The organism is Antarctobacter sp., from assembly GCF_048262615.1.
Classification (GTDB): domain Bacteria; phylum Pseudomonadota; class Alphaproteobacteria; order Rhodobacterales; family Rhodobacteraceae; genus Antarctobacter.
The window spans coordinates 57487-79444 of sequence record NZ_JBLXFB010000006.1; the positions used below are offsets into that span (position 1 = coordinate 57487).

At 62.9% G+C, this 21958-nt stretch carries 19 protein-coding genes and 2 riboswitches; of the genes, 9 read left to right on the forward strand and 10 right to left on the reverse strand.

Annotated elements, in window-relative coordinates:
* Nucleotides 1–17 precede the first annotated feature (17 nt).
* A complete protein-coding gene (locus ACN0S5_RS08510) occupies nucleotides 18–683 on the forward strand; it encodes an SDR family NAD(P)-dependent oxidoreductase (RefSeq protein WP_417207733.1) in 666 nt (221 codons plus the stop codon).
* Nucleotides 677–2203, forward strand: coding sequence for a cryptochrome/photolyase family protein (locus tag ACN0S5_RS08515; RefSeq protein WP_417207735.1), 1527 nt, complete (start codon nucleotides 677–679; stop codon nucleotides 2201–2203). Before ACN0S5_RS08510 ends, ACN0S5_RS08515 begins: the two co-directional genes overlap by 7 nt.
* 67 nt (nucleotides 2204–2270) lie before the next feature.
* Here ACN0S5_RS08515 and ACN0S5_RS08520 read toward each other — a convergent pair whose 3' ends face one another.
* From ACN0S5_RS08520 to ACN0S5_RS08530, 3 genes are all read right to left on the reverse strand, one after another.
* On the reverse strand, nucleotides 2271–2729 hold the full coding sequence (locus tag ACN0S5_RS08520) for a DsrE family protein (RefSeq protein WP_417207736.1): 459 nt from the start codon (nucleotides 2727–2729) through the stop codon (nucleotides 2271–2273).
* A 126-nt stretch (nucleotides 2730–2855) separates the two neighbouring features.
* Nucleotides 2856–4184, reverse strand: coding sequence for a PhnD/SsuA/transferrin family substrate-binding protein (locus ACN0S5_RS08525; RefSeq protein ID WP_417207737.1), 1329 nt, complete (start codon nucleotides 4182–4184; stop codon nucleotides 2856–2858).
* Nucleotides 4181–5623: an MORN repeat-containing protein gene (locus tag ACN0S5_RS08530; RefSeq protein ID WP_417207738.1), complete on the reverse strand. Its 1443-nt coding sequence runs from the start codon at nucleotides 5621–5623 to the stop codon at nucleotides 4181–4183. The genes ACN0S5_RS08525 and ACN0S5_RS08530 overlap by 4 nt, the downstream gene beginning before the upstream one ends.
* Before the next feature lie 307 nt (nucleotides 5624–5930).
* On the opposite strand from ACN0S5_RS08530, the gene ACN0S5_RS08535 reads away from it, so the two are divergent.
* Nucleotides 5931–7589, forward strand: coding sequence for an NAD+ synthase (locus ACN0S5_RS08535; protein WP_417207739.1), 1659 nt, complete (start codon nucleotides 5931–5933; stop codon nucleotides 7587–7589).
* Nucleotides 7590–7610: 21 nt separating this feature from the next.
* On the opposite strand, the gene ACN0S5_RS08540 is transcribed toward ACN0S5_RS08535, so the two are convergent.
* From ACN0S5_RS08540 to ACN0S5_RS08555, 4 genes are read right to left on the reverse strand one after another with little or no spacing between them, the layout of a single operon-like run.
* Nucleotides 7611–8261 carry an SGNH/GDSL hydrolase family protein gene (locus tag ACN0S5_RS08540; protein WP_417207741.1) on the reverse strand — a complete coding sequence of 217 codons (651 nt, stop codon included), beginning with the start codon at nucleotides 8259–8261 and terminating at the stop codon, nucleotides 7611–7613.
* 25 nt (nucleotides 8262–8286) lie between these two features.
* On the reverse strand, nucleotides 8287–8670 hold the full coding sequence (locus ACN0S5_RS08545; RefSeq protein ID WP_417207742.1) for a metallopeptidase family protein: 384 nt from the start codon (nucleotides 8668–8670) through the stop codon (nucleotides 8287–8289).
* On the reverse strand, nucleotides 8667–9200 hold the full coding sequence (thpR, locus tag ACN0S5_RS08550) for an RNA 2',3'-cyclic phosphodiesterase (RefSeq protein ID WP_417207743.1): 534 nt from the start codon (nucleotides 9198–9200) through the stop codon (nucleotides 8667–8669). Before thpR ends, ACN0S5_RS08545 begins: the two co-directional genes overlap by 4 nt.
* On the reverse strand, nucleotides 9200–10141 hold the full coding sequence (locus ACN0S5_RS08555; RefSeq protein WP_417207744.1) for a 1-phosphofructokinase family hexose kinase: 942 nt from the start codon (nucleotides 10139–10141) through the stop codon (nucleotides 9200–9202). The genes thpR and ACN0S5_RS08555 overlap by 1 nt, the downstream gene beginning before the upstream one ends.
* A gap of 143 nt (nucleotides 10142–10284) precedes the next feature.
* Between ACN0S5_RS08555 and gltX the strand changes: the two genes are divergently transcribed.
* Entirely contained in the window at nucleotides 10285–11613 is a 1329-nt protein-coding gene (gene gltX / locus ACN0S5_RS08560; protein WP_417207746.1) for a glutamate--tRNA ligase, read from the forward strand.
* A gap of 47 nt (nucleotides 11614–11660) precedes the next feature.
* Here the strand turns inward: gltX and ACN0S5_RS08565 are convergent, their stop codons facing one another.
* Entirely contained in the window at nucleotides 11661–12230 is a 570-nt protein-coding gene (locus tag ACN0S5_RS08565; protein WP_417207747.1) for a gamma-glutamylcyclotransferase, read from the reverse strand.
* A 92-nt stretch (nucleotides 12231–12322) separates the two neighbouring features.
* On the opposite strand from ACN0S5_RS08565, the gene ACN0S5_RS08570 reads away from it, so the two are divergent.
* From ACN0S5_RS08570 to ACN0S5_RS08590, 5 genes are all read left to right on the forward strand, one after another.
* On the forward strand, nucleotides 12323–12811 hold the full coding sequence (locus ACN0S5_RS08570; RefSeq protein ID WP_417207748.1) for an RrF2 family transcriptional regulator: 489 nt from the start codon (nucleotides 12323–12325) through the stop codon (nucleotides 12809–12811).
* A 6-nt stretch (nucleotides 12812–12817) separates the two neighbouring features.
* A riboswitch (glycine riboswitch) is annotated at nucleotides 12818–12917 on the forward strand.
* A 3-nt stretch (nucleotides 12918–12920) separates the two neighbouring features.
* A riboswitch (glycine riboswitch) is annotated at nucleotides 12921–12985 on the forward strand.
* Nucleotides 12986–13070: 85 nt separating this feature from the next.
* Complete coding sequence (gene gcvT / locus ACN0S5_RS08575) at nucleotides 13071–14189, forward strand: glycine cleavage system aminomethyltransferase GcvT (RefSeq protein ID WP_417207928.1); 1119 nt, start codon at nucleotides 13071–13073, stop codon at nucleotides 14187–14189.
* A gap of 16 nt (nucleotides 14190–14205) precedes the next feature.
* Nucleotides 14206–14565, forward strand: coding sequence for a glycine cleavage system protein GcvH (gene gcvH / locus ACN0S5_RS08580; RefSeq protein ID WP_089280121.1), 360 nt, complete (start codon nucleotides 14206–14208; stop codon nucleotides 14563–14565).
* 145 nt (nucleotides 14566–14710) lie between these two features.
* The gene (gene gcvP, locus ACN0S5_RS08585) at nucleotides 14711–17557 is read left to right on the forward strand and encodes an aminomethyl-transferring glycine dehydrogenase (protein ID WP_417207750.1); all 2847 of its coding nucleotides are present in this window, start codon (nucleotides 14711–14713) and stop codon (nucleotides 17555–17557) included.
* A 280-nt stretch (nucleotides 17558–17837) separates the two neighbouring features.
* Complete coding sequence (locus tag ACN0S5_RS08590) at nucleotides 17838–18245, forward strand: response regulator (RefSeq protein ID WP_417207751.1); 408 nt, start codon at nucleotides 17838–17840, stop codon at nucleotides 18243–18245.
* 12 nt (nucleotides 18246–18257) lie between these two features.
* Here ACN0S5_RS08590 and ACN0S5_RS08595 read toward each other — a convergent pair whose 3' ends face one another.
* Both ACN0S5_RS08595 and ACN0S5_RS08600 read right to left on the reverse strand, forming a co-directional pair.
* Entirely contained in the window at nucleotides 18258–20810 is a 2553-nt protein-coding gene (locus ACN0S5_RS08595) for an ATP-binding protein (protein ID WP_417207752.1), read from the reverse strand.
* A 214-nt stretch (nucleotides 20811–21024) separates the two neighbouring features.
* Nucleotides 21025–21939, reverse strand: a complete 915-nt coding sequence (locus tag ACN0S5_RS08600; RefSeq protein WP_417207753.1) for an inositol monophosphatase family protein — start codon at nucleotides 21937–21939, stop codon at nucleotides 21025–21027.
* Nucleotides 21940–21958: the final 19 nt, after the last annotated feature.

Here is a 21958-nt window from a genome sequence, read left to right on the forward strand (position 1 = left end):
CCGCTAACTGACGGTCCATGGAAAACGCATTGATCATAGGCGATAGCGGCGGGATCGGTGCGGCAGTGGCCGCGCGGTTGCGGGCCGATGGGGGTGTCGTGACCGGCCTGTCGCGGTCGCGCGACGGGTTCGACGTGACGGATGAGGGCAGCGTACGCAGCGCATTGAGCGCGCTGGAGGGACCTTTTGACCTGATCTTTGTCGCAACCGGCGCGTTGGAGATCGACGGCGCGGAGCCGGAGAAGACGCTGAAGGCTGTCGATGCCAAAGGCCTGATGGATCAGTACCTTTTGAATGCCATAGGGCCGGTGATGGTGTTGAAACACGCCCGGCACCTGCTGCCACGGGGCCGGCCAGCGGTCTTTGCGGTGCTATCCGCGCGGGTCGGGTCCATCGGCGACAATCGTCTGGGTGGCTGGTACAGCTACCGGGCCGCCAAGGCGGGGGTGAACCAGTTGATCCATACCGCGTCGGTTGAACTGGCGCGGACCCATCGGCACTTGGCCTGCGTCTGCCTGCACCCCGGCACGGTTGAGACGGGGTTCACCGAAAAATATGCCAACCGCTATCCGACGGTCACAGCGGATCATGCGGCTGAACGGTTGGTCGCGGTCTGCCGGGGGGTAAGTGCCGAGGACACCGGGAAATTTCTGGACTATTCCGGGCGGGAGATCCCTTGGTGAGCCGCTTGGTTCTGGTGCTGGGCGACCAGTTGAGTGCGGGTTTGGCCTCGCTGAAAGCGGCAGACAAGGCGCGCGATGTGGTGGTCATGGCCGAGGTCGCGGATGAGGCCGGGTACGTCCCGCACCACCCCAAGAAAATCGCGCTGATCTTTGCCGCGATGCGCAAGTTTGCTGTTCGGTTGCGCGGCGATGGCTGGAACGTGCGCTATGCCCGGTTGGACGATCCTGACAACGCCGGGTCGATCTGCGGCGAACTGCTGCGCCGCGCCGAGGAGACCGGCGCGTCCGAGGTGATCGCCACAGAACCCGGAGAATGGCGTCTGATCAATGCCTTGCAGCATTGCCCGCTGAAGGTGCGGCTGCTGGAGGATGATCGCTTTATCGCCTCGCACGCGGAATTCGACCACTGGGCCGAGGGGCGCAAGGCGCTGCGGATGGAGTATTTCTATCGCGATATGCGGCGCAAGACCGGGCTGTTGATGGAGGGCGACACGCCTGTCGGTGGACAGTGGAACTTTGACCACGACAACCGCAAACCGGCGCGGGAAGAGGTGACGCACGTCCCGATCCGGTTTGAACCGGATGATGTGGCCGAAGAGGTTCTGGACCTCGTCGAGACGCGGTTTTCCGACAATTTTGGCACGTTGCGGCCCTTTGGCTTTGCGACGGACCGGGATCAGGCGCTGCGGGCGCTGCGCCATTTTGTCGACCACGCCCTGCCGCGCTTTGGGGATTATCAGGACGCGATGCTGGACGGCGACCGTTTTCTCTATCACTCGCTCTTGTCGGCCTACATCAATATCGGGCTTCTGAACCCGATGGAAGTCTGCCAAGAGGTTGAAAACGCGTATGAAAAAGGGGATATCCCGATCAACGCGGCAGAGGGGTTCATCCGGCAGATCATCGGTTGGCGCGAATATGTGCGCGGCATCTATTTCCGCGAAGGCGCTGACTATCCGACGCGGAACAAGCTGAACCATAAGCGAAAATTACCCAATCTGTATTGGGGGGCAGAGACCCGGATGCGTTGTGTGGCCAAAGCGGTGGCCCAGACACGGGATGAGGCCTATGCCCATCACATCCAGCGGCTGATGGTGACCGGAAACTTTGGCCTGTTGGCGGGCATTGATCCGGGCGCGCTGCACGAGTGGTATCTGAGCGTCTACATCGACGCTTTCGAATGGGTCGAGGCCCCGAATACCGTGGGGATGAGCCAATTCGCCGATGGCGGGATCATCGCGTCAAAGCCGTATGTTTCCTCGGGGAACTACATCAACAAGATGTCGGATCACTGTCGGCATTGCGCCTATTCGGTGACGAAAAAGACGGGTGAGGGGGCCTGTCCGTTCAACCTGCTGTACTGGCATTTCATGGACCGTCACCGGGACCGGTTTGAGGGCAATCCACGTATGGCGCAGATGTACCGGACCTTTGACCGGATGGATGCCGACAAGCGCGAAACCATCCTGACAGAGGCGCAGGGGTTTCTTGACCGGATGGACGCGGGCGAACAGGTCTGAGGTGTGGCGTGAACCCTGTATCCGTGACACGCCATCGCCCGCGCCGGGGCAATGGCGCAAAGCCGCATCACGGCTTGATGTAGGTGTAGCCTTCCTGTTGCAGCTTTGACAGTTCAGCCACCCCCGAGGGGACAATGTCGTCTTCCCAGACGTCATAGAGGTCGTTGGAATAGTCGATCTTGCGCCCGACAAGGGTGTTGTTGCAGACGTTGAAGGTCACGTTTTGCGATTTCAGGCCGCCGATGACCGTTTGCAGCGTGTCGTCAGCCTTGGCGGATTTCAGCATGCTGACGCCATTGCCATGCAGCACCACCTTGATGTCCACGTTCTCGACGCCGACGGCATTGATGTGGTTCTGGATGTTGCGCATGGCACCGCGATAGGCCTTGTCGTTTTCACCCCCAAGATAGTTGATGTGATAGACGACCTTCTGCTTGCCATAGCCTTCGGCAAAGGACGCGTCCGGTGTCACAAAAAGCGCGACGGCAAGCCCGATAACGGCGGCGAGGCGGATGAAGTGGATCATGTTCTGGTCTCCTCCCATGTGCGCGGGCTGACCGTGCCCGCCTGCCACAAGGATGGCGCAGGCGGGCGGCCGTCGCACAGCCCACGAAACCACGTGTTTTGTGCCGGTTTGTCCCTAGGGTATACCCTAGGTTTCAATTTCTGACCCTGTAAACTGCTCGCCGGCGCGGGCGATAAGCTGGGCAGAACTGCGGGCTTCGAACTTGCGCAGCAGGTTGGCGCGGTGGAACTCGACCGTCTTGGGGCTGATGCCCAGCGTCGCGGCGATTTCCTTGGTCGACTTGCCCGCGCCGATCTGTGACAGCACCTGCGTTTCGCGGCGGGTGAGTGGAACGCCGGTTTGGTCCTTCGCGGATTTTGGCCCCGGAGCCGGACGGCCTCGGCGTCCGCGGAGCAGGACCAGCGCACCCGCCAGCGCCGCCACCGTTACGGCCATTCCGGCGGACAGCCAGACAGAAAGCGCCGTGCCGGTCACGTCCGCGTCTGCGGCATTGCCCGCACGGTTCGAGAACGCGGAGACCAGAGTGCGGGCGTCGTGATAGCTGACCGGTGCCCCCCACGGATCGGGCAGGTCGCTGGCGGCGCTTTGCAACAGCGCAAGCGCCACGGCGTCGCGCATCGCGGGGTCCGTTCCGGCCAGCGCAAGGAATGGCCATTCCGGATAAAGCCGTGTGCTGACGGCCTCCGGGTGGGTGTAGGTGACATTGGCATTGAGCGCCCGCAGGGTGTCGCGCGGCACCGCGCCCTCGGCCACAAGCCGTTCAAGCAGGCCACTGCGCACGACGCCTGCGTCCAGTTTGCCTTTCAGGACGTCAGCCACAATCGCGTCCTGCGGAAAGCCGTAAAAGGCAAGGTCTGCGGGGTCGTCGAACAGGTCGACGCCCTGTGCGCGCGCCTCGAACCATGCCAGCTGGAAGCCGCCAAAGGCCTGTGGGGCCACCGCCCCGACCCGCGCGCCGCGCAGATCGGCCAGCGTGCTTAGGCCACTGTCCGCCCGCACCAGCACCGCAGACCCAAATTGCAGCGTATGCGCGCCGTCCGGCAGCGTGCGCTTGCGCGTGGCCAGCACGCTCATCGGATAACGGTCGGCAAGATCGATATAGTGGCCGGGGTTGGTGATGAGAAAGTCCAGCCCGCCCGCGTTGATCAGCGGCCCGGCAGAGGTCAGCGTGACGGGAACAAACCGCACCACATGGCCGGACAGGGCAGCTTGTAGATAGGTGGCAAGCTGCGACCATTGCGCCTCACCCTCGTCCCAGCCGCGATGCGCCAGAACCCCGACACGGACGATGGAGCGCTCAACGTCCTGCGCACGCGTGGGGGTGGTGAACAGGCAGACCAAAAGGAGGACGGACAGAAGTCCGCGCCAGAGCCGGGACCGCGCCCGGCGGACCACGCCGACGCGGTTCAGCCACCAGGAAAGTGTTGTGTCGTTGCGGGCCGGGCGGCCGTTCAATTGTCCGCCGGGGCGGGATCAGGGGCCGCTTGGGGTTCGGGGGCGGGGGCCGGAACCGCACGCAGCGCGCCGCCGACCCAATCGCCCGAGGCCTCTTCGCCGGAGGCATATTTCATCGTGCCCTGCCCCTGACGTTTGCCGTCCTTGAAGGTGCCCTGATAGATGTCGCCATTGGCGTAGACCGCAATGCCCTCGCCGTTGATCTCGCCACGTACCCAGGTGCCCTCGTAGCGAAAGCCAGAGGCCATTTCGATGGTGCCCTTGCCGTGGCGCTGACCTTCGCGGAACTGACCCTGATAGACGGTGCCGTCGGGATAGGTGGCCTTGCCCTCGCCGTGGCGCTGGCCGTTCTGCCAGTTGCCCTCATAGCGGTAGCCATCGGGGTAGGTCATCACGCCAAAGCCGTCATTGCGGGCGTTTTCAAAGCTGCCTTCGTAAACCAGCCCGTTGGGATAAGTCGCGCGGCCCTTGCCCTGAATCACCCCGTTGACCCATTCGCCGGAATAGGTTGCGCCATCGGGATAGGTGATCGTGCCAATGCCATTGGCAAGGTCGCCCTTGAACTGGCCTTCGTAGACAGAACCGTCGGGATAAGTGACCTTGCCCTTGCCCTCGATCTGGCCGGTGATCCAGTTGCCATCGTAGCGATAGCCGTCCTTGCCGACAAAGCTGCCGGTGCCGTGACGCTGGTCATTGTTGAACTGGCCTTCGTAGATATCGCCGTTCTCGTAGATGACCTTGCCCTTGCCCTCACGCCGACCATCGACAAGCTGCCCCTCGTAGATGTCACCGTTGGGCTGGATCAGCTTGCCTTCGCCGTCAATCTGTCCCTCACGCCATGTGCCTTCGTAGATCAGACCGTCCGGCATGGTCAGCTTGCCAAAGCCGTCGCGTTCGCCATCGGCGACGCGGCCGTCGTAGACCGACTTGTCGGGGTAAGTGACTTTGGCGACGCCTTCCTTGACGCCGTTCACCCACTGGCCGTCATAGACATAGCCATTGGGCGCGGTCATCACGCCGCGCCCGTGGTGCAGCGCGTTGCGGAACGATCCCTCATAGCGGACGCCGTTGGCGTAGATGGCAATGCCGGTGCCGGTGATCTTGCCATCCAGCCACTGGCCCTCGTAGGTGCCGCCGTCGGCAAAGACGATCTTGCCCATGCCTTCCGGTTTGCCCTTGGCGAACTGGCCGTCATAGACCGATCCGTTGGGAAAGCGCGCAACGCCCTCGCCCTTGATCTCACCGTCGACCCACTCGCCAGTGTATTCATAGCCGTTGGGCAGCCGGTAGGTGCCGGTGCCATGCTGCAACCCGTTGAGGAAGGTGCCCTCATAGACGCCCCCGTCATCGTATTGCTTGGTGACCACCTGATCATCCTGAGCCAGGGCGAAACCCGCCAGCGAAATAGCCAGAATGCCGGTGATGCCTGCAAGTTTCATACGCGCTGCCCTGTGGTGTCGGAGTTGGCCTCAAAATTGGGAAAAACCTAATGGAGGGACCGGGCAGGGGCAATGGCTTTCGGATACGGGTCGCAAGGAGGTGCCAACGGCCTTTGGGGTGCGGAACGTCTGCGGTCCCGTTTGCGGGGCTGCCGAGGGGGGCTGACACATCCCTGTCCGCACCGCCACCGGACCTGAAAGGCAGCGGCGGACCATGCCGGTCGGACCAGCCTTGGCGGCATGGGCTTTCTTCCGCGGTTCCATCTGCTATGTCGGGCCTCAAACCTGACTGAAGAGGCGCAGGCCGATGAGTGACCGTTTCCGCGTGACACTGGCGCAACTGAATCCCACCGTGGGCGATCTGGACGGCAATGCCGCCAAGGCGCTGGACGCATGGCAGCAAGGGATCGAACAGGGGGCGGATATGGTCGCCCTGCCCGAGATGTTCATCACCGGCTACAACGCGCAGGATCTGGTGATGAAGCCCGCCTTCTACACCGCCGCCATGAACAAGATCGACGACGTGGCCGCCGCCTGTGCTGATGGCCCGGCGCTGGGCATCGGCGGCCCCTATGTCGAGGGTACAGAGCTGTTCAACGCCTATTTCATCTGTCGCGGCGGGCAGGTGGTGACGCGGGTGCTGAAACATCACCTGCCAAATGAGACGGTCTTTGACGAGGTGCGTATCTTTGACAGCGGCCCCATCGGTGGCCCCTATGCGGTGGGCAACACGCGCATCGGCTCGCCCATCTGCGAGGACGCCTGGCACGAGGATGTGGCTGAGACGCTGGTCGAGACGGGGGCCGAATTCCTGCTCGTGCCCAATGGCTCCCCCTATTATCGCAACAAGATGGAAACGCGCCTGAACCATATGGTCGGGCGCGTGGTCGAGACCGATCTGCCGCTGATTTACCTCAATATGGTGGGCGGGCAGGACGATCAGGTCTTTGACGGTGGGTCTTTTGTGCTGAACCCCGGTGGCAAGATCGCCGTGCAACTGCCGGTTTTTGACGAATGCGTGGTGCCGGTGGATATGGTGCGCGGGGCCGATGGCTGGCGTTGTGAAGACGGGATGTTCGATCTGCACCCCGACGCATGGGAACAGGATTATCGCGCGATGGTGGAATCCCTGCGCGACTACCTGCGCAAGTCGGGCTTTTCCAAGGTTCTGCTGGGCATGTCCGGTGGCGTGGATTCGGCGCTGGTGGCGACCATCGCGGCGGACGCCATTGGCCCGGAGAATGTGCGCTGCGTGATGCTGCCGTCGGAATACACCTCGCAGCATTCGCTGGAGGACGCCGAGGCCTGTGCCAAGGCGCTGGGCTGTCACTATGACTATGTGCCAATTGCAGGGCCCCGCGCCGCGGTGACCGAAGCGTTGGCACCGCTCTTTGCGGGACGCGATGCGGATGTGACCGAAGAGAACATCCAGTCCCGCCTGCGCGGATTGCTGTTGATGGCCCTGTCGAACAAGTTTGGTGAGATGCTGCTGACCACGGGCAACAAATCCGAGGTCGCGGTGGGCTATGCCACGATCTATGGCGACATGGCGGGCGGCTATAACCCGATCAAGGATCTGTATAAAACGCGGGTGTTCGAGACATGCCGCTGGCGCAACACAAACCATCGCGACTGGATGATGGGGCAGCCGGGTGAGGTGATCCCCGACCGGATCATCACCAAACCGCCCTCGGCAGAACTGCGCGACGACCAAAAGGACAGCGACTCGCTGCCCGATTACCCGGTGCTGGACGCGATCCTTGAGATTCTTGTCGATCGCGACGGGTCCATCGAGGATTGCGTGGCGGCGGGCTATGACCGCGCGGACGCGAAAAAGGTGGAACGGCTGCTGTACCTCAGCGAATACAAGCGGTTCCAGTCGGCCCCCGGCACGCGCCTGACCAAACACGCCTTCTGGCTGGACCGGCGCTATCCCATCGTGAACCGCTGGCGCGACCCAAGTTAAGTCCGGTTCCCGGCGGCCAGATCAGCGGCTGATTTCGCGCGCCAGATAGCGGCCAAGCAAGGCCGCCCCCTTGCGGCTGGGGTGCAGGCGGTCGCGGTCGTAATGTGACAGGTCGTCGGGGTCGATCACCGCCTTGCCTGTGAGGTAGGTCATGTTCTCGATCAGCGGTGCCAGACGCTTCAGGCGCTGGCTGAGGATGGCAAGTTCATCCACGCAGGGCGCAAAGGGGCCGCCTGCGGTGGGGACAGCGTAGTAGTCCAGCCAGTAGATGCGCGCGCCGGATTGCGCCAGTTTCGCCACAAAGCTGGGAATTTCGCCCCGGCGCCCATCGTGTGAGATCAACTGGTTCAGAACGTCGTCACAGGCGCGACATCGACATTCGCCCATCAGATCGTTGCCGCCGCCGTCCAGCACGATCACATCCCAGTCGCCGCGTCTCAACTGGCGGCGGATGTCGAAACCCGTGGCGGCGGCCAACCCGCCACTGTGAGAGAACCGCGCACCGGGCACCGATCTGTTTTTTACCGTCACCTGCGCGGCGGCGGCCAGTTGGTCCGGCACGGACTGTCCGGCCGCGCGGTGCCACGCGAGGATGGAGTCGCCAAGCACAAGGACATTTTCCGCCCGAACAGGGGCGGCGAAGAGGAAAAGGAAAATCAGGATCTGTCGCATGAGGGTAACCTAGGGCGATAGGATTCTATTCCCACCAGCGGTCTATCGTGGCGATGTCGTCATCCGACCAGCCAAAGTGATGCGCGAATTCATGGACCGTGACATGGGCGATCAGGTCGTCCAGTTCGATATCCCCCCGGTCGCGCCATTCGTTCAGGATGGGTTCGCGGAACAGCCAGACCGTGTCCGGAAACGGCGCGGGATCGGCAAAGCTTTTCTCTGTCATCGGAACGCCATCATAGAGCCCGGTCAGGTCCAGCGGATCGGCGATCTGCATGTCTTTTAGAAACGCGTCGGGCGGCCAGTCCACGACTCGCAGAAGAACGGCGCGGGCGGCGGCACGGAACGGATCGGGAAAGCCCGCGATGGTGCGCTCGGCGATATCATAAAAGCGGCTGGTGTCGGTCATATGAGCAGGGCAAGCGGGTAGCGGGCCAGTTCCTCGTGGATCGCCCCGTCCGGGTGCAGGGTCGAGGCATACAGGCTGACCGCGTCACACAGAAACGGTCCGACAGAGGCACTGGCCAGAACGGCCAGAACCGGGCCGGCGTTCTCGCGGGCGCCCATGCGTGCCAGCGTCACATGGGGGCGAAAGCGGCGGCGCTCGGGGGCGATGCCCACGCCGCGCAGGCGCGACAGCACGCGGTCATGCAGGGTGGTCAGGTCCGCGCCGCCACTGGCCTCCAGCGCGATGGCCTGACCGTGCCTGCCGCCAAAGACCGTGCCGCCCGCAAGGGTCAGACGCTGGGCGGGGGAGCGCAGGGTTTGCAGACCCTCGTGGACCGCTTCGGCGGCCTCTTCGGTCTGCTCGCCAAGAAAGGCCAGCGTCAGGTGCAGATTGTCGAAAGGCACCGGGCGACCTGCGGGAAAGCGGGCTTGCAGGGCCTCCAGCGTTGCGCGGGCGGAGTCGGGCAGGGACAGGGCGATGAACAGGCGCATCAGAGGGCGGTCAGCGTCGTCAGCGGCAGGAAGGTGGCGAAATCTTCGGGCAGGCACAACTGCGTGCCGGGGCTGATGACGGCGGCTGCGGCGGCGGCGGCCCCCTGACGCAGCGCCTCGGGCGGTGCGTTGCCCTCGGCCAGGGCCTTGACCATTCCCCCGACAAAGCTGTCGCCCGCACCGATGGCGCTGACAACGGTCTGGTTGGCGGCAGGCACAAACCATCGGCCCTCGGGCGTGGCCATAACAGACCCGTCCGCACCACGGGCGATGACAATCATCTCACCAGCTCCGCGCGCGCGCAGTTCCTCGGCGAAGTCGGCGCTGTCGGCGCGGGTGTCCAGCGGGCGGCCTGACAGGTCGCGCGCTTCGGCGCTGTCCATCCGCAGGATATAGGGGGCGGGCTGTGCGCCGTCGGCCTGATGCGCCAGATGCGGGCCAGAGGTGTCGATCACCATGCGGCGCCCCGGAAGACGGGCGCAGGCACGCGGAATCCAGCCCGGCGCACACCCCGGCGGCATGCTGCCCGACAGCACGACAAAGGCCCCCGGCTCTGCCTCTTCGGCCAGCCTGTCCAGCACGCTGTCCAATTGTGCTTCGGTCCATGCCGGGCCAGTCATGACAAAGCGGTATTGTTCGCCGGTGGTGTCATCGGTGACGGCAAAGCTGTAGCGCGTCTCACCCGGCGCGGGCAGACGCACCAGATCAAGACCGCGCTGTTCCAGCAATTCGCCCAAGGTCGCCCCGGTGCGCCCGCCCAGCGCCACCAGCGCGCGGGCATGGCCGCCCAGTTGGACAACCGCGCGGGCGACGTTGACGCCACCGCCACCCGGTTCGGCGGTTTCCGGCCCGCAGCGCAGCTTTGGCCCCGGCGTGACGGACGGGCAGGATGTGGCCAGATCAAGCGCCGGATTCAGGGTGACGGTCAGGATGTGGGTCATGGGCGCGCTTCCTTGCCGGTCTCGGGGGCCGCTTTGTCCCTTTTGCCTAGCATTCGCACGCGATCCGGACCAGTGGGGCCCTAGCGGAACTGGACAAATGCGCTGCCTTGTGAAAACACCGCGCCTCGTCAGGAGGCACGATCATGACCGTCACCCGTTTCGCCCCGTCACCCACCGGATATATCCATGTGGGCAACCTGCGTACTGCGCTGTTCAACTACCTGATCGCCCGCAAGAGCGGCGGCCAGTTTGTTCTGCGCATCGACGACACCGACCCGGAGCGGTCGAAAGAGACCTATGTCGACGCGATCAAGCAGGACCTCGAATGGCTGGGCCTGACGTGGGACCGGGTGGAACGGCAGTCCGCGCGACTGGACCGCTACACGGCGGCGGCAGACTCTCTGCGCGAGATGGGACGGTTCTATGAGGCGTTCGAGACACCCACGGAACTGGACCTCAAGCGCAAGAAGCAACTGAACATGGGCAAACCGCCGGTCTATGACCGTGCGGCGCTGACCCTGTCAGAGGAAGAGAAAACCAAGCTTCGCGCAGAGCGTGGCGATGGCGTCTGGCGTTTCAAGCTGGATCAGGAACGAATCGTCTGGGAGGATGGAATCCTTGGCGAAGTGTCGATTGACGCGGCCAGTGTCAGCGACCCGGTTCTGATCCGCGCGGACGGGCAGTACCTCTATACGCTGGCCTCAGTGGTGGATGACATGGAAATGGGCATCACCCATGTGGTGCGCGGCAATGACCACGTGACCAATACGGCAACACAGATTCAAATCATCCGCGCGCTGGGCGGAGAGCCGCCCGCCTTTGCGCATCACTCGCTGCTGACCGGGCCGCAGGGGGAATCGCTGTCGAAACGGCTGGGCACGCTGGCGTTGCGCGACCTGCGCGAGGCGGGTGTGGAACCCGAGGCGCTGCTGTCGCTGATGGCGCGTCTGGGCTCGTCTCAGCCGGTGGAACTGCGGCTGTCGCTGGAAGAGATTGCCGATGGGTTCGACCTGTCGCAGTTCGGATCGGCCCCGACCAAGTTCGACGTTGAGGATCTGTATCCGCTGACCGCGAAAAAGCTGCACGGGCTGGAATTGGCTTCGGTGGCGGATGACCTGTCCGCGATCGGTGTGCCGGGGGATCTGGCCGCGCCGTTCTGGAATGTCGTGCGTGACAACATCACCACCCGCAAGGATATCGCCGGTTGGTGGGACTTGTTCCGCGATGGCGCCACGCCGCTGGTTGACGAAGAGGATCAGGCCTTTGTCGCAGAGGCTTTTGGCATGCTGGGGGAGCCGCCGTACAGCGCCGACACATGGAGCAGCTGGACCGCAGCGGTCAAAGAGGCGACGGGGCGCAAGGGCAAGGGGCTGTTCATGCCGTTGCGCAAGGCGGTAACCGGGCTGGAGCGCGGGCCGGAAATGGCCGAGGTGATGCCGCTGTTGCAGAAAAAGCCCGCTATCACGGGCTAAACCGGGACTTTTGCGGCGTGCCGGGGCCATGCCCCCGGCAGCGCAACTCAGTCCGCCGCAGTAATGATCCGGCTGCCCATCGCCTCTAGCCCGGTATCGGTCAGCGTGCGGATTTCATCGGTCAACGGGCGGGCGCGGCTGTAAAGCGGTGCGGCACGATCATCGAGGATCGGGGCCTCCCACCCCAGCGTGGTGTCAAAGAACCGCGCAGGTCCGGCGGGCCCGTATTCCGACAGATAGCCCGCGACAACCACGTCGAGATAGCTGAGCAGGATCGGGTTGTCCGCACCGGGCGCGCGGTGCCGCGCCGGGTCGATGGCGTAGACGACAACCTGATGCGCGTCAGAGCTGTGATCGAGCGTGTGGGTCGCGTCGTGCCGGTCATAGGCGGCCTCGCGTTGGTCAAGCTCTGCCCAGCTTTCGCCGGGAACCGGGGCGATCAGCCCGTCGATACTGGCATCCGGGTCGCGCACCGCCGTGAGATAGCACAGCGCCCGTTCCGGGACCGCGCGCCACGCCCTGTGCCATCCGTGCAGACGTGCGCGGTGGGCCGGGGTGTGCGCATGCGTGGCGCGATTGACCAAAGAGCCGTAGCCGAAGAAATATATATGCTGCATGTGGGAAATATTTGTCCCGATTGACGCATGTCAAACGCTGATTGCGCGCGACGTGGCAATAGAGGCCTGTCCTGAAGGCGTGGGAGGTCGACATGCGCGTGACGAAACGAACCAATATTGCCATGCGTGTGCTGATGTACTGCGCGGCGAATACCGGGCGGCTGGTGACCAAACACGAGATCGCAGAGCGCTGTAATGCCTCGGAAAATCATCTTGCGCAGGTCATCAACCAATTGGCGCAACTGGGGTTTTTGCATACCCAGCGGGGCCGCAATGGCGGGCTGGAATTGGGCCGCCCCGCAGGGGACATCGTGATCGGAGAGGTCTTTCGCGCGCTAGAACAACCGGTGCCGCTGGCAGAGTGTTTTGGCGATGTCGACAACACCTGCCCGCTGACAGAGGCCTGTCGCCTGCGTGAGGCGCTCAACAACGCGGCCAACGCGTTTTATCAGTCGCTGGACCTGATTTCACTGGATTCTCTGGTCTGCAACAATGACGCCCTGCTGGAGATCATGGCGCCCGCTGGTTGTACGGTGCGGCGGCGTCCGGGCACGCTTGTCAACGCCGATCCAATCGACTAGCGTCACGCCATCTTCGACGGGAGAACCGGTGCGGCGCTTGCCAAACCCGGTGCCGAAGGCGCAACCGCCCCGGAAACGCTCAGGCCCAACGGACCGCGAAGGAACGAGACTCTGGAGAGAGGCGCGGTATGTGCGTCCGCCGAAGGGATAGCGATCTCAGGCCAAGGGACAGAGGGGGCAGTGGGGGTGCGGGATTGGTCCGTGCCGGAACTGCCCGAGGCCTTTGCGTTTCGGGGAAAGGGAGCGCATGGCGGACGAGCTGAACGAGCTTAAGACCACTGTCCTGAATGACCTGCACCACGCGCGCGGCGCGAAAATGGTGGGGTTTGCCGGGTATGAAATGCCGGTCCAGTACAAGGCTGGTGTCCTGAAGGAACATTTGCACACGCGGGCTGCGGCGGGGCTGTTCGATGTCAGCCACATGGGGCAGGTGATCCTGCGTGGCCCGGATGCTGCACGGGCGCTGGAGGCGCTGGTGCCGGTTGATGTGATCGGACTGGCCGAAGGGCGTCAGCGCTATGCGCTGTTCACCAATGACGCGGGCGGGATCGAGGACGATCTGATGATCGCCAACCGGGGCGATCACCTGTTTCTGGTGGTCAATGCCGCCTGCAAACACGCCGATGTGGCGCGGATGCGCGCGGCGCTGGAACCGCAGGGCATCACCGTCAAATTGCTGGAAAACCGGGCGCTGGTGGCGCTTCAGGGGCCACAGGCCGAGGATGTGCTGGCCGAGCACTGTCCCGACGTGCGCGATATGAAATTCATGGATGTCGAGACCTTGCCGATTGCCGGCGCGGAATGCTGGGTTTCGCGATCCGGGTACACCGGCGAGGACGGGTTCGAGATTTCGGTGCCCAACACCGCCGCGATGGACCTGGCCAAATCGTTGCTGGGGGACGCGCGGGTTGAGGCCATCGGCCTTGGCGCGCGCGACAGTCTGCGGCTTGAGGCGGGGCTGTGCCTGTACGGTCAGGATCTGGGTCCTGAGACCTCGCCCATCGAGGCCGGGCTGAGCTGGGCGATCTCCAAGGCGCGGCGCACCGGCGGCGCGCGGGCGGGCGGGTTTCCCGGCGATGGACGTATTCTGGCAGAGATGGCCGACGGCACGGGGTGCCGCCGCGTCGGTCTGCGGCCAGAGGGCCGTGCGCCGCTGCGGGCAGGCGTGATGCTGTTCGACGCCGAAGAGGGCGGTTCGGTGGTTGGCAAGGTGACCTCGGGCGGCTTTGGTCCTTCGGTGGAAGGGCCGGTGTCGATGGGCTATGTGCCGACAGCGCAGGCGGGCGAGGGCACAACCCTCTGGGCCGAATTGCGCGGCAAACGGGTTCCGGTGCGGGTGGCCAAGCTGCCCTTCGTACCGGCAGGATTCAAACGGTGAGACCGAGGAGACGCACATGAAATTCACCGAAGAGCATGAATGGCTGGAGGTCGAGGACGACCTTGTGGTCGTCGGGATCACCGCCCATGCGGCGGAGCAGCTGGGCGATATCGTTTTCGTCGAACTGCCTGACGAAGGCCGTGAAGTGACCAAGGACGAAGAGGTGGTGGTGATCGAGTCGGTCAAGGCGGCGTCGGATATCCTTGCGCCTCTGGACGGCGAGATTGTCGAGGTGAACGAATCCATCGTCGCGGACCCCGGCAAGGTGAACGAAGACCCCGAGGGCGATGCCTGGTTCTTCAAGATGAAGATCGAGGATCTTTCGGTGCTTGATGAACTGATGGACGAAAAAGCCTACAAGGCGTTCATTTCGTGAACGCGGCGGCGGGGGACACCCCGCCCTACGCCCATGCCCGGCGTGGCGTGGGCGGATAACGGGGGAGGGGGCTGTGCCCCCTCTTGGCCTTCGGCCAATTCACCCCGGCGGTATTTTCACAGAGAAGAAGACGCGGGAGCGGCGTATGACCTACGAGCCCATCGATTACCTGCCTTATGATTTCGCCAATCGGCGCCACATTGGCCCCTCGCCCGAGGAAATGACGGCGATGTTCGGGGTGCTTGGGGTTTCCGGCCTTGACCAGTTGATCGACGAGACGGTGCCAAAGGCGATCCGTCAGGAAACGGCGCTGGATTTCGGCAAGCCGCTGTCGGAACGCGAGTTGATCTATCGTCTGCGCGAGGTGGCGGATCGCAACAAGGTGCTGACCTCACTGATCGGACAGGGTTATCACGGCACGGTCACGCCGCCCGCGATCCAGCGCAATATCCTGGAGAACCCGGCGTGGTACACGGCCTACACGCCCTACCAGCCAGAGATTTCGCAGGGCCGGCTAGAGGCGCTGCTGAATTTCCAGACCATGGTCTGCGACCTGACCGGGCTGGAGATTGCCAATGCTTCGTTGCTGGATGAGGCGACCGCCTGTGCCGAGGCGATGACCATGGCGCAGCGCGTGGCCAAATCGAAGGCCAAGGCGTTTTTCGTCGATGAGAACTGTCATCCGCAGAACATCGCGGTGATGAAGACGCGGGCTGAGCCGCTGGGGATCGAGGTGATTGTGGGTGCGCCGGATGCGCTGGATCCGGGCAGCGTCTTTGGCGCGATCTTTCAGTATCCGGGCACCCATGGGCATGTGCGGGATTTCACCGATGATATGGCGGCCCTGCACGACGCGCAGGCGGTGGGGATTGTCAGTGCCGATCCGCTGGCGCTGTGCCTGCTGAAAGAGCCGGGGGCCATGGGGGCGGATATCGCCGTTGGCTCGACCCAGCGGTTTGGGGTGCCGGTGGGCTATGGTGGCCCGCACGCCGCCTATATGGCCTGCCGTGATGAGATGAAGCGCGCGATGCCGGGGCGGATTGTCGGCGTGTCGGTGGACAGCCATGGCAACCGCGCCTACCGCCTGTCCCTGCAAACGCGTGAGCAGCACATTCGCCGTGAAAAGGCGACGTCGAACGTCTGTACAGCGCAAGCGCTGCTGGCGGTCATGGCCGGGTTCTATGCGGTGTTCCATGGGCCCAAGGGCCTGCGCGCCATTGCGCAGCGCATCCACCGCAAGACCGTGCGTATGGTCAAGGGGCTGGAGGCGGCGGGCTTCAAGGTGGAACCCGACACCTATTTCGACACGATCACCGTGGATGTGGGCCTGCTGCAACGCGGAGTGTTGCAGGCGGCGGTGCGTGAGGGGCTGAACCTGCGCCGCGTCGGCAAGACCCGCGTGGGGATCACGCTGGACGAACGCACGCGGCCCGCGACCATCGAGGCGGTCTGGCGCGCCTTTGGTCTGGTGAAAAAGGACGACGTGGCGGAGTCGGACTATCGTCTGCCCGAGGCGCTGATCCGGACTTCGGACTACCTGCAACACGACGTGTTCCACATGAACCGGGCCGAGACCGAGATGATGCGCTACATGCGCCGTCTGGCCGACCGCGATCTGGCGCTGGACCGGGCGATGATCCCGCTGGGCTCCTGCACGATGAAGCTGAACTCGGCCGCCGAAATGATGCCGGTCAGTTGGCGCGAATTTTCGATGATCCACCCCTATGTGCCCAAGGATCAGGCGCGGGGCTATACTGCGATGATCGAGGATCTGAACGCCAAGCTGTGCCAGATCACCGGCTATGACGCGATTTCCATGCAGCCGAACTCTGGCGCGCAGGGGGAATATGCGGGGTTGTTGACGATCCGGCGCTGGCAACGGGCGCGGGGACAGGGCGAGCGCAATGTCTGCCTGATCCCGGTCAACGCGCATGGCACCAACCCGGCCTCGGCGCAAATGGTTGGCTGGAAGGTGGTTGCGGTAAAATGCGACGACAAGGGGTCTATCGATCTGGTGGATTTCCGCGCCAAAGCGGAAAAGCACTCTGCTTCGCTGGCCGCCTGCATGATCACCTATCCGTCCACGCATGGCGTGTTCGAGGAGACGGTCAAGGAGGTCTGTGCGATCACGCATGAGCATGGCGGGCAGGTCTATATCGACGGGGCCAACATGAACGCCATGGTGGGTCTCAGCCGCCCCGGCGATCTGGGCGGCGATGTCAGCCACCTGAACCTGCACAAGACGTTTTGCATTCCGCATGGCGGCGGTGGCCCCGGCATGGGGCCCATCGGGGTCAAGGAACATCTTGTGCCGCATCTGCCGGGTAATCCGCTGGACGAAGAGGGCGGCGCGGTGAGCGCGGCCTCGTTCGGATCGCCGTCATTGTTGCCGATCAGCTGGTCCTATTGCCTGATGATGGGCGGCGGTGGTCTGACGCAGGCGACGCGTGTGGCGATCCTGAATGCCAACTACATCGCCAAGCGGCTGGAGGGGGCCTATGACGTGCTCTATCGCGGCGGCAAGGGCTGGGTTGCGCATGAATGTATCCTCGACACCCGGCCTTTTGAGAAATCCGCCGGGGTGACTGTGGAGGATATCGCCAAACGCCTGATCGATGCCGGGTTCCACGCGCCGACCATGAGCTGGCCGGTGGCCGGCACCTTGATGGTGGAGCCGACGGAGTCGGAAACCAAGGCCGAGCTGGACCGTTTCTGCGACGCGATGCTGGCGATCCGCGCCGAGATCCGGGCCATCGAGAACGGCGAGATGGACCGCGAGGTGAACCCGCTGAAGCTGGCCCCGCACACGATGGAGGATCTGGTGCGCGACTGGGATCGTCCCTACAGCCGCGAGCAGGGGTGTTTTCCGCCGGGAGCGTTCCGGGTGGACAAATACTGGCCGCCAGTGAACCGGGTGGACAACGTCTATGGGGATCGGCACCTGATTTGTACCTGCCCACCAATGAGTGACTACGCGGAGGCGGCAGAATAGGCGTTGGCGCGCATATTGACGGAGGCAATCAGCGCGACTTTTGCTGCCAACGCGTGAGGCCTGCGCCGATTGTTAACCATCTGGCAATAAAAGTACCGTATCGGACCTTATGGGTCCGGTGCGGGCCGGACACTTGTCCGGAAACCCGGCAACGCCGTGTTTGTGGCGTCCGGAAAAACTCTGGAACGGTGCTGGGAGTCAAAAGAGTGGGAAAATGGCCCTGTTCGGGCTAAGTTTATCAACACGGTTGATGCTTTTCGGGTTCAAATGGTGGCATTTCATGACACTCAAGCTGATCATCGCGGACGATAATATAGAGTTTCTGGACTATGTCAGGACGGTTGCCGAAGCGAAGGGATGGTCGGTGACGCTGTGCGCGGATGGCAACGAACTGCTGGCCAGTCTTGAAGACATGTCGGATCCGGCGCTGGTATTGGTGGATATCAACATGCCGAACCTCGATGGCGTCGAAGTCGCATGGAAGCTGTCCGATCTCAACGGCGCTGCCCCTGCGCGCCTCCGGTTTATCACCGGTGGAGACCCGACAAATGCAATCGCTGCCCGCATGATTGCCAAGGCCCGCGAACAGGATCCCGGAACGACGCTTTTCAAACCGATTGCCATCGACAAGCTGCGTGAGGTTCTGGCCTTTGAGGCGGAAAAACTGGAGGCGCAGCAATTGTCCTGACCCGTCATGGGGTTATTTGGGGGTTTTGCCCGCCGTCAATGCCTGAGCAACAGCGTTCAGCAGGTCGCCTCTGGGGACCGGTTTCATTAACCGGATGTCGTCGGGCCGTAACCCGTTGCCATGGACGGTCGCCTCGGCCGCATATCCCGACATGAAAATCATCGGCAGGTCGGGGTGAGTCTCGCGCAGGGCGCGGGCCAGATTGGTGCCTTGCAAGTCACCCGGCATGACGATGTCAGTGATCAGCAGATCAAAATGCGGGTCACTTTTGAACAGCGACAAAGCGGCGTCACCGGACCCGACCGCAACAACATCGTATCCTGCGGCTTCGAGGGTGGCGATCAGCATCCTGCGAACCGCGGATTCGTCCTCTGCCAACAGAATGCGCGATGTCTGGGCCGCCGGTGCCGGAACCGTGCGGGGCAAATGGAGATCGGCCACGGGCGTCTCGTCGCTGACCGGAAAGTACAGCTTGAAGGTCGTGCCCTGGTTCAGTTCCGTATAGACTTGCACGGTGCCGCCGGACTGCTTGACGAAACCAAGCACCATGGACAACCCAAGACCGGAGCCCGATCCGGGGGCCTTGGTGGTGAAGAAAGGCTCAAACATGTGCTCAAGCGTGTCGCCCTCTATGCCAGAGCCGGTGTCGCTGACGGCCAGCATGACATAGCGCCCCGGTTCCAACGGCTCATTGCGGGAATCGACATAGGCCTGATCGATCCGCACATTGGCCGTCTCGATTGTTACCTTGCCATGGCCGCCGACGGCGTCGCGGGCGTTCAGGATCAGGTTCAACAGCGCGCTTTCCAAAGAAGCGGCATCCGCTTTGGCCGACCAGAGACCGGCCAACAGCGAGGTTTCGATCTGCACCGATTCCGGCAGCGCCCGACGCATCCAGTTCTTGGCGTGCAGTGCCACAACATTCAGATCCAATGGTTCCGGCGTCAGTCGGGCGCGGCGGGCAAAGGCCAGCATGCTGCGGGTCAGTTCGGCGCCACGGTGACTGGCCTCCAGCCCGGCGTCGATCATTGACCGCTGATCCGGGTTGTCGGTCTCTTCCCGCAGCAGTTCGAGATTGCCCATGATGACCGCAAGAATATTGTTGAAGTCATGCGCCACACCGCCGGTCAATTGGCCGATAGCTTCCAGCCTTTGCGAGCGGTGCGCCAGGTCTTCTTGCTTGTGGGCCTTTTCCAGCGCCGCTACCTCGGCGCTGACATCGACAATCACAGCGTCCACGCGATGTTGTCCATCGCCAATATCGGTGGCCTGGGCATGCACATCGACCCAGCGCCGAACACCGCCCCGCGCCACGATCGACAACCGAACGCGGACCGGTTTACCGGATTCGATCCCTGCATTGATGGCCGCGATCCCGCGCATGACTTCATTCTCGTCCTGCGCCACCATCAGCAATGTCTGATCGGCCATGAGTTCGTCGCGCGGGATACCCCAGATGTCGACAGATTTGTCGCTGACATAGACAAGGTCGCGCGGCGCGCCCTTTTCCCAAATGGCCTGATAGATCATTCCGGGAATGTTCTGGGCGATCACTGCAATCTGGTGTTCGGCCTGTTCTTTTTGCCGCTCTGCCTGCCGGATGTCGGTCAGATCGGTAAGCAAGCCGACGACACGCTGATTGCCGGTGTTTTCGTCGATTTCCAACTCCAGCACGGAACGGATGTCACGCAGGCTGCCATCCATTCTGTAGGCCCGGAAATCGAAGGGTTCGGTGTCAATCTCCCCCGCAGCGTTCCTTTCAAATCGGTCTTCCGCCAAAGCGATGTCATCAGGGTGAAGCCTGCCGAAAATGTCGGACATCGGAAACGGTCCGGGTCGGCCGTCCAGACCGTAGATATCCAGAATGCCCTGATCGACGACAAGCTCATTCGACCCATGATCAAAACTGAAAGTCCCCATCGGACTGTTCTCGCTGAACAGCCTGATCCGCCGGAGCAGTCGGGCATTGTCGCGCGCGATGGCGGCCAGTTTCACGCTTTGTATTATGGCCAGCCATGTCAGAATGACGGAAAGGCTGCCCACCGCATAAAACGCCAGTGCCATGTTCACCGCATTGTCCAGATCCGGAAGACGGCCCAGCCACAGGACGATGAGAATGACGCCTGTGCGAATGACAAGATAGGCAAGCACGCCGTATATCAACGCGCCAAGGGGCGGGATCGGCCACTCCTTGAAAGGGGCGAGTCTGCGCAGGACCAGACCGGCCATGGCAGTGCTCGTCAGGGCAAGAATGCCAATCGGAAGCATTCCGGGACCGAACCAGATCCGCATTATCAAGGCAACCAGCAAGGCAATCAGCGCACCCGGCCATCGGCCCATGTATCCGGCAAAGATCAGAATACCTGATATCGAGCTGAGCATTGCCCCGCCGGCAAACACATGCGCATTGACCGAAAGCGCAATGATCACGATGCCAAAAACAATACCCAGAACAATGTCGGTTTGGCGGGACTGGCCAGAAAAACGTGAGTTCGAGAAAACCAGATAGAGCAGCGCGGCTGCCAGGATCAATGCAATCAGGCTTTGAGCTATTGAGATCAACATGCAGCGATGCCACTCCAAGTGACCGCCGAGGATAATGCGGCTGTTGTCGAATCACCCTAGCTGGAAACCTTTCGATCAGGCAACTGCACGGAGTGGCAGGATAAAAGTTGGCTTTCGGAATGTGGAAAAAGGGGTGGGGGTCAATTGACGCAATTGCGGCGGTGGCGTACCTTTCGCGCGCCGCCTGCGGGATCCGAAAATCCGCTCTGGCCGATTAGGCTTCGGGTTGTTCCTGTTCGGTGGGCGGTGCGTCCTGCGGCAGGTCAAGCAGGAAATCGAAGGCGTCGCGCACCAATCCCCAAGTCGCCTCATCACATGCGGCCAGCAGGTAGCCGGACGTGAGGTCGCCGCGGTATTCCGACCCGTCCAGCATGGCCACATGGCCCCCGGCCTGACGTGTCACGATCACCCCCGCCGGTTGGTCCCAAGCGGTGAGTTTCGGGAACAGCGCAAAGTCGATTTCACCCTGCGCGAGCGTGCGGAACTCATGGCAGGCACAGCGCAGCGACCACACGCGGCCAAGTTTTGTCGTCGTGATCGCGGCTTTTTCGCGCTTGTCCTCGGGGATCAGGAACAGCGGCACAAAGCCGTTCAACTGATCCAGTGTCTTGTGCTGGTCGTGGGCTGTTGTGACAAACCGGCGACCGCGGCGGGGCAGTTGCAATTGCGCAGGATGTTCGCTGTCGGCCCAGACGATATCGTTCAGGACCGGATCGAACAGCAGGCCGAAAACCGGGCGGCCAAAGCGCAAGGCAGAGACCATGACCCCGAACATCGGCAAGCCCTTGGCATAGTTCCACGTGCCGTCAACCGGGTCGATGGTAAAGCAAAGCTCAGCCTCGGCGATTTTCTCGACCAGTTCCGGTTTCGCCGATGCAGCCTCTTCGCCGACGATCAGCGCAGACGGAAAAAAGGTCTGGAGTCCGCGGGTGATCATCGCCTCTGCGGCGGTGTCCGCCTCTGTCACCAGATCCATCGGGCCGGATTTTTCGCCGATCTGGTGGCTGCCAAGCTTGCGAAAACGCGGCATGATCTCTGCCTTGGCGGCGCGGCGGACGAGGTTGAACAGCTGCGTGCGCTGCGCCGAGGTGAGGGGCGCCGTGACCGGCATCGGAAGGGAATCAGTCATGGTTCGAACATCCGGTGAT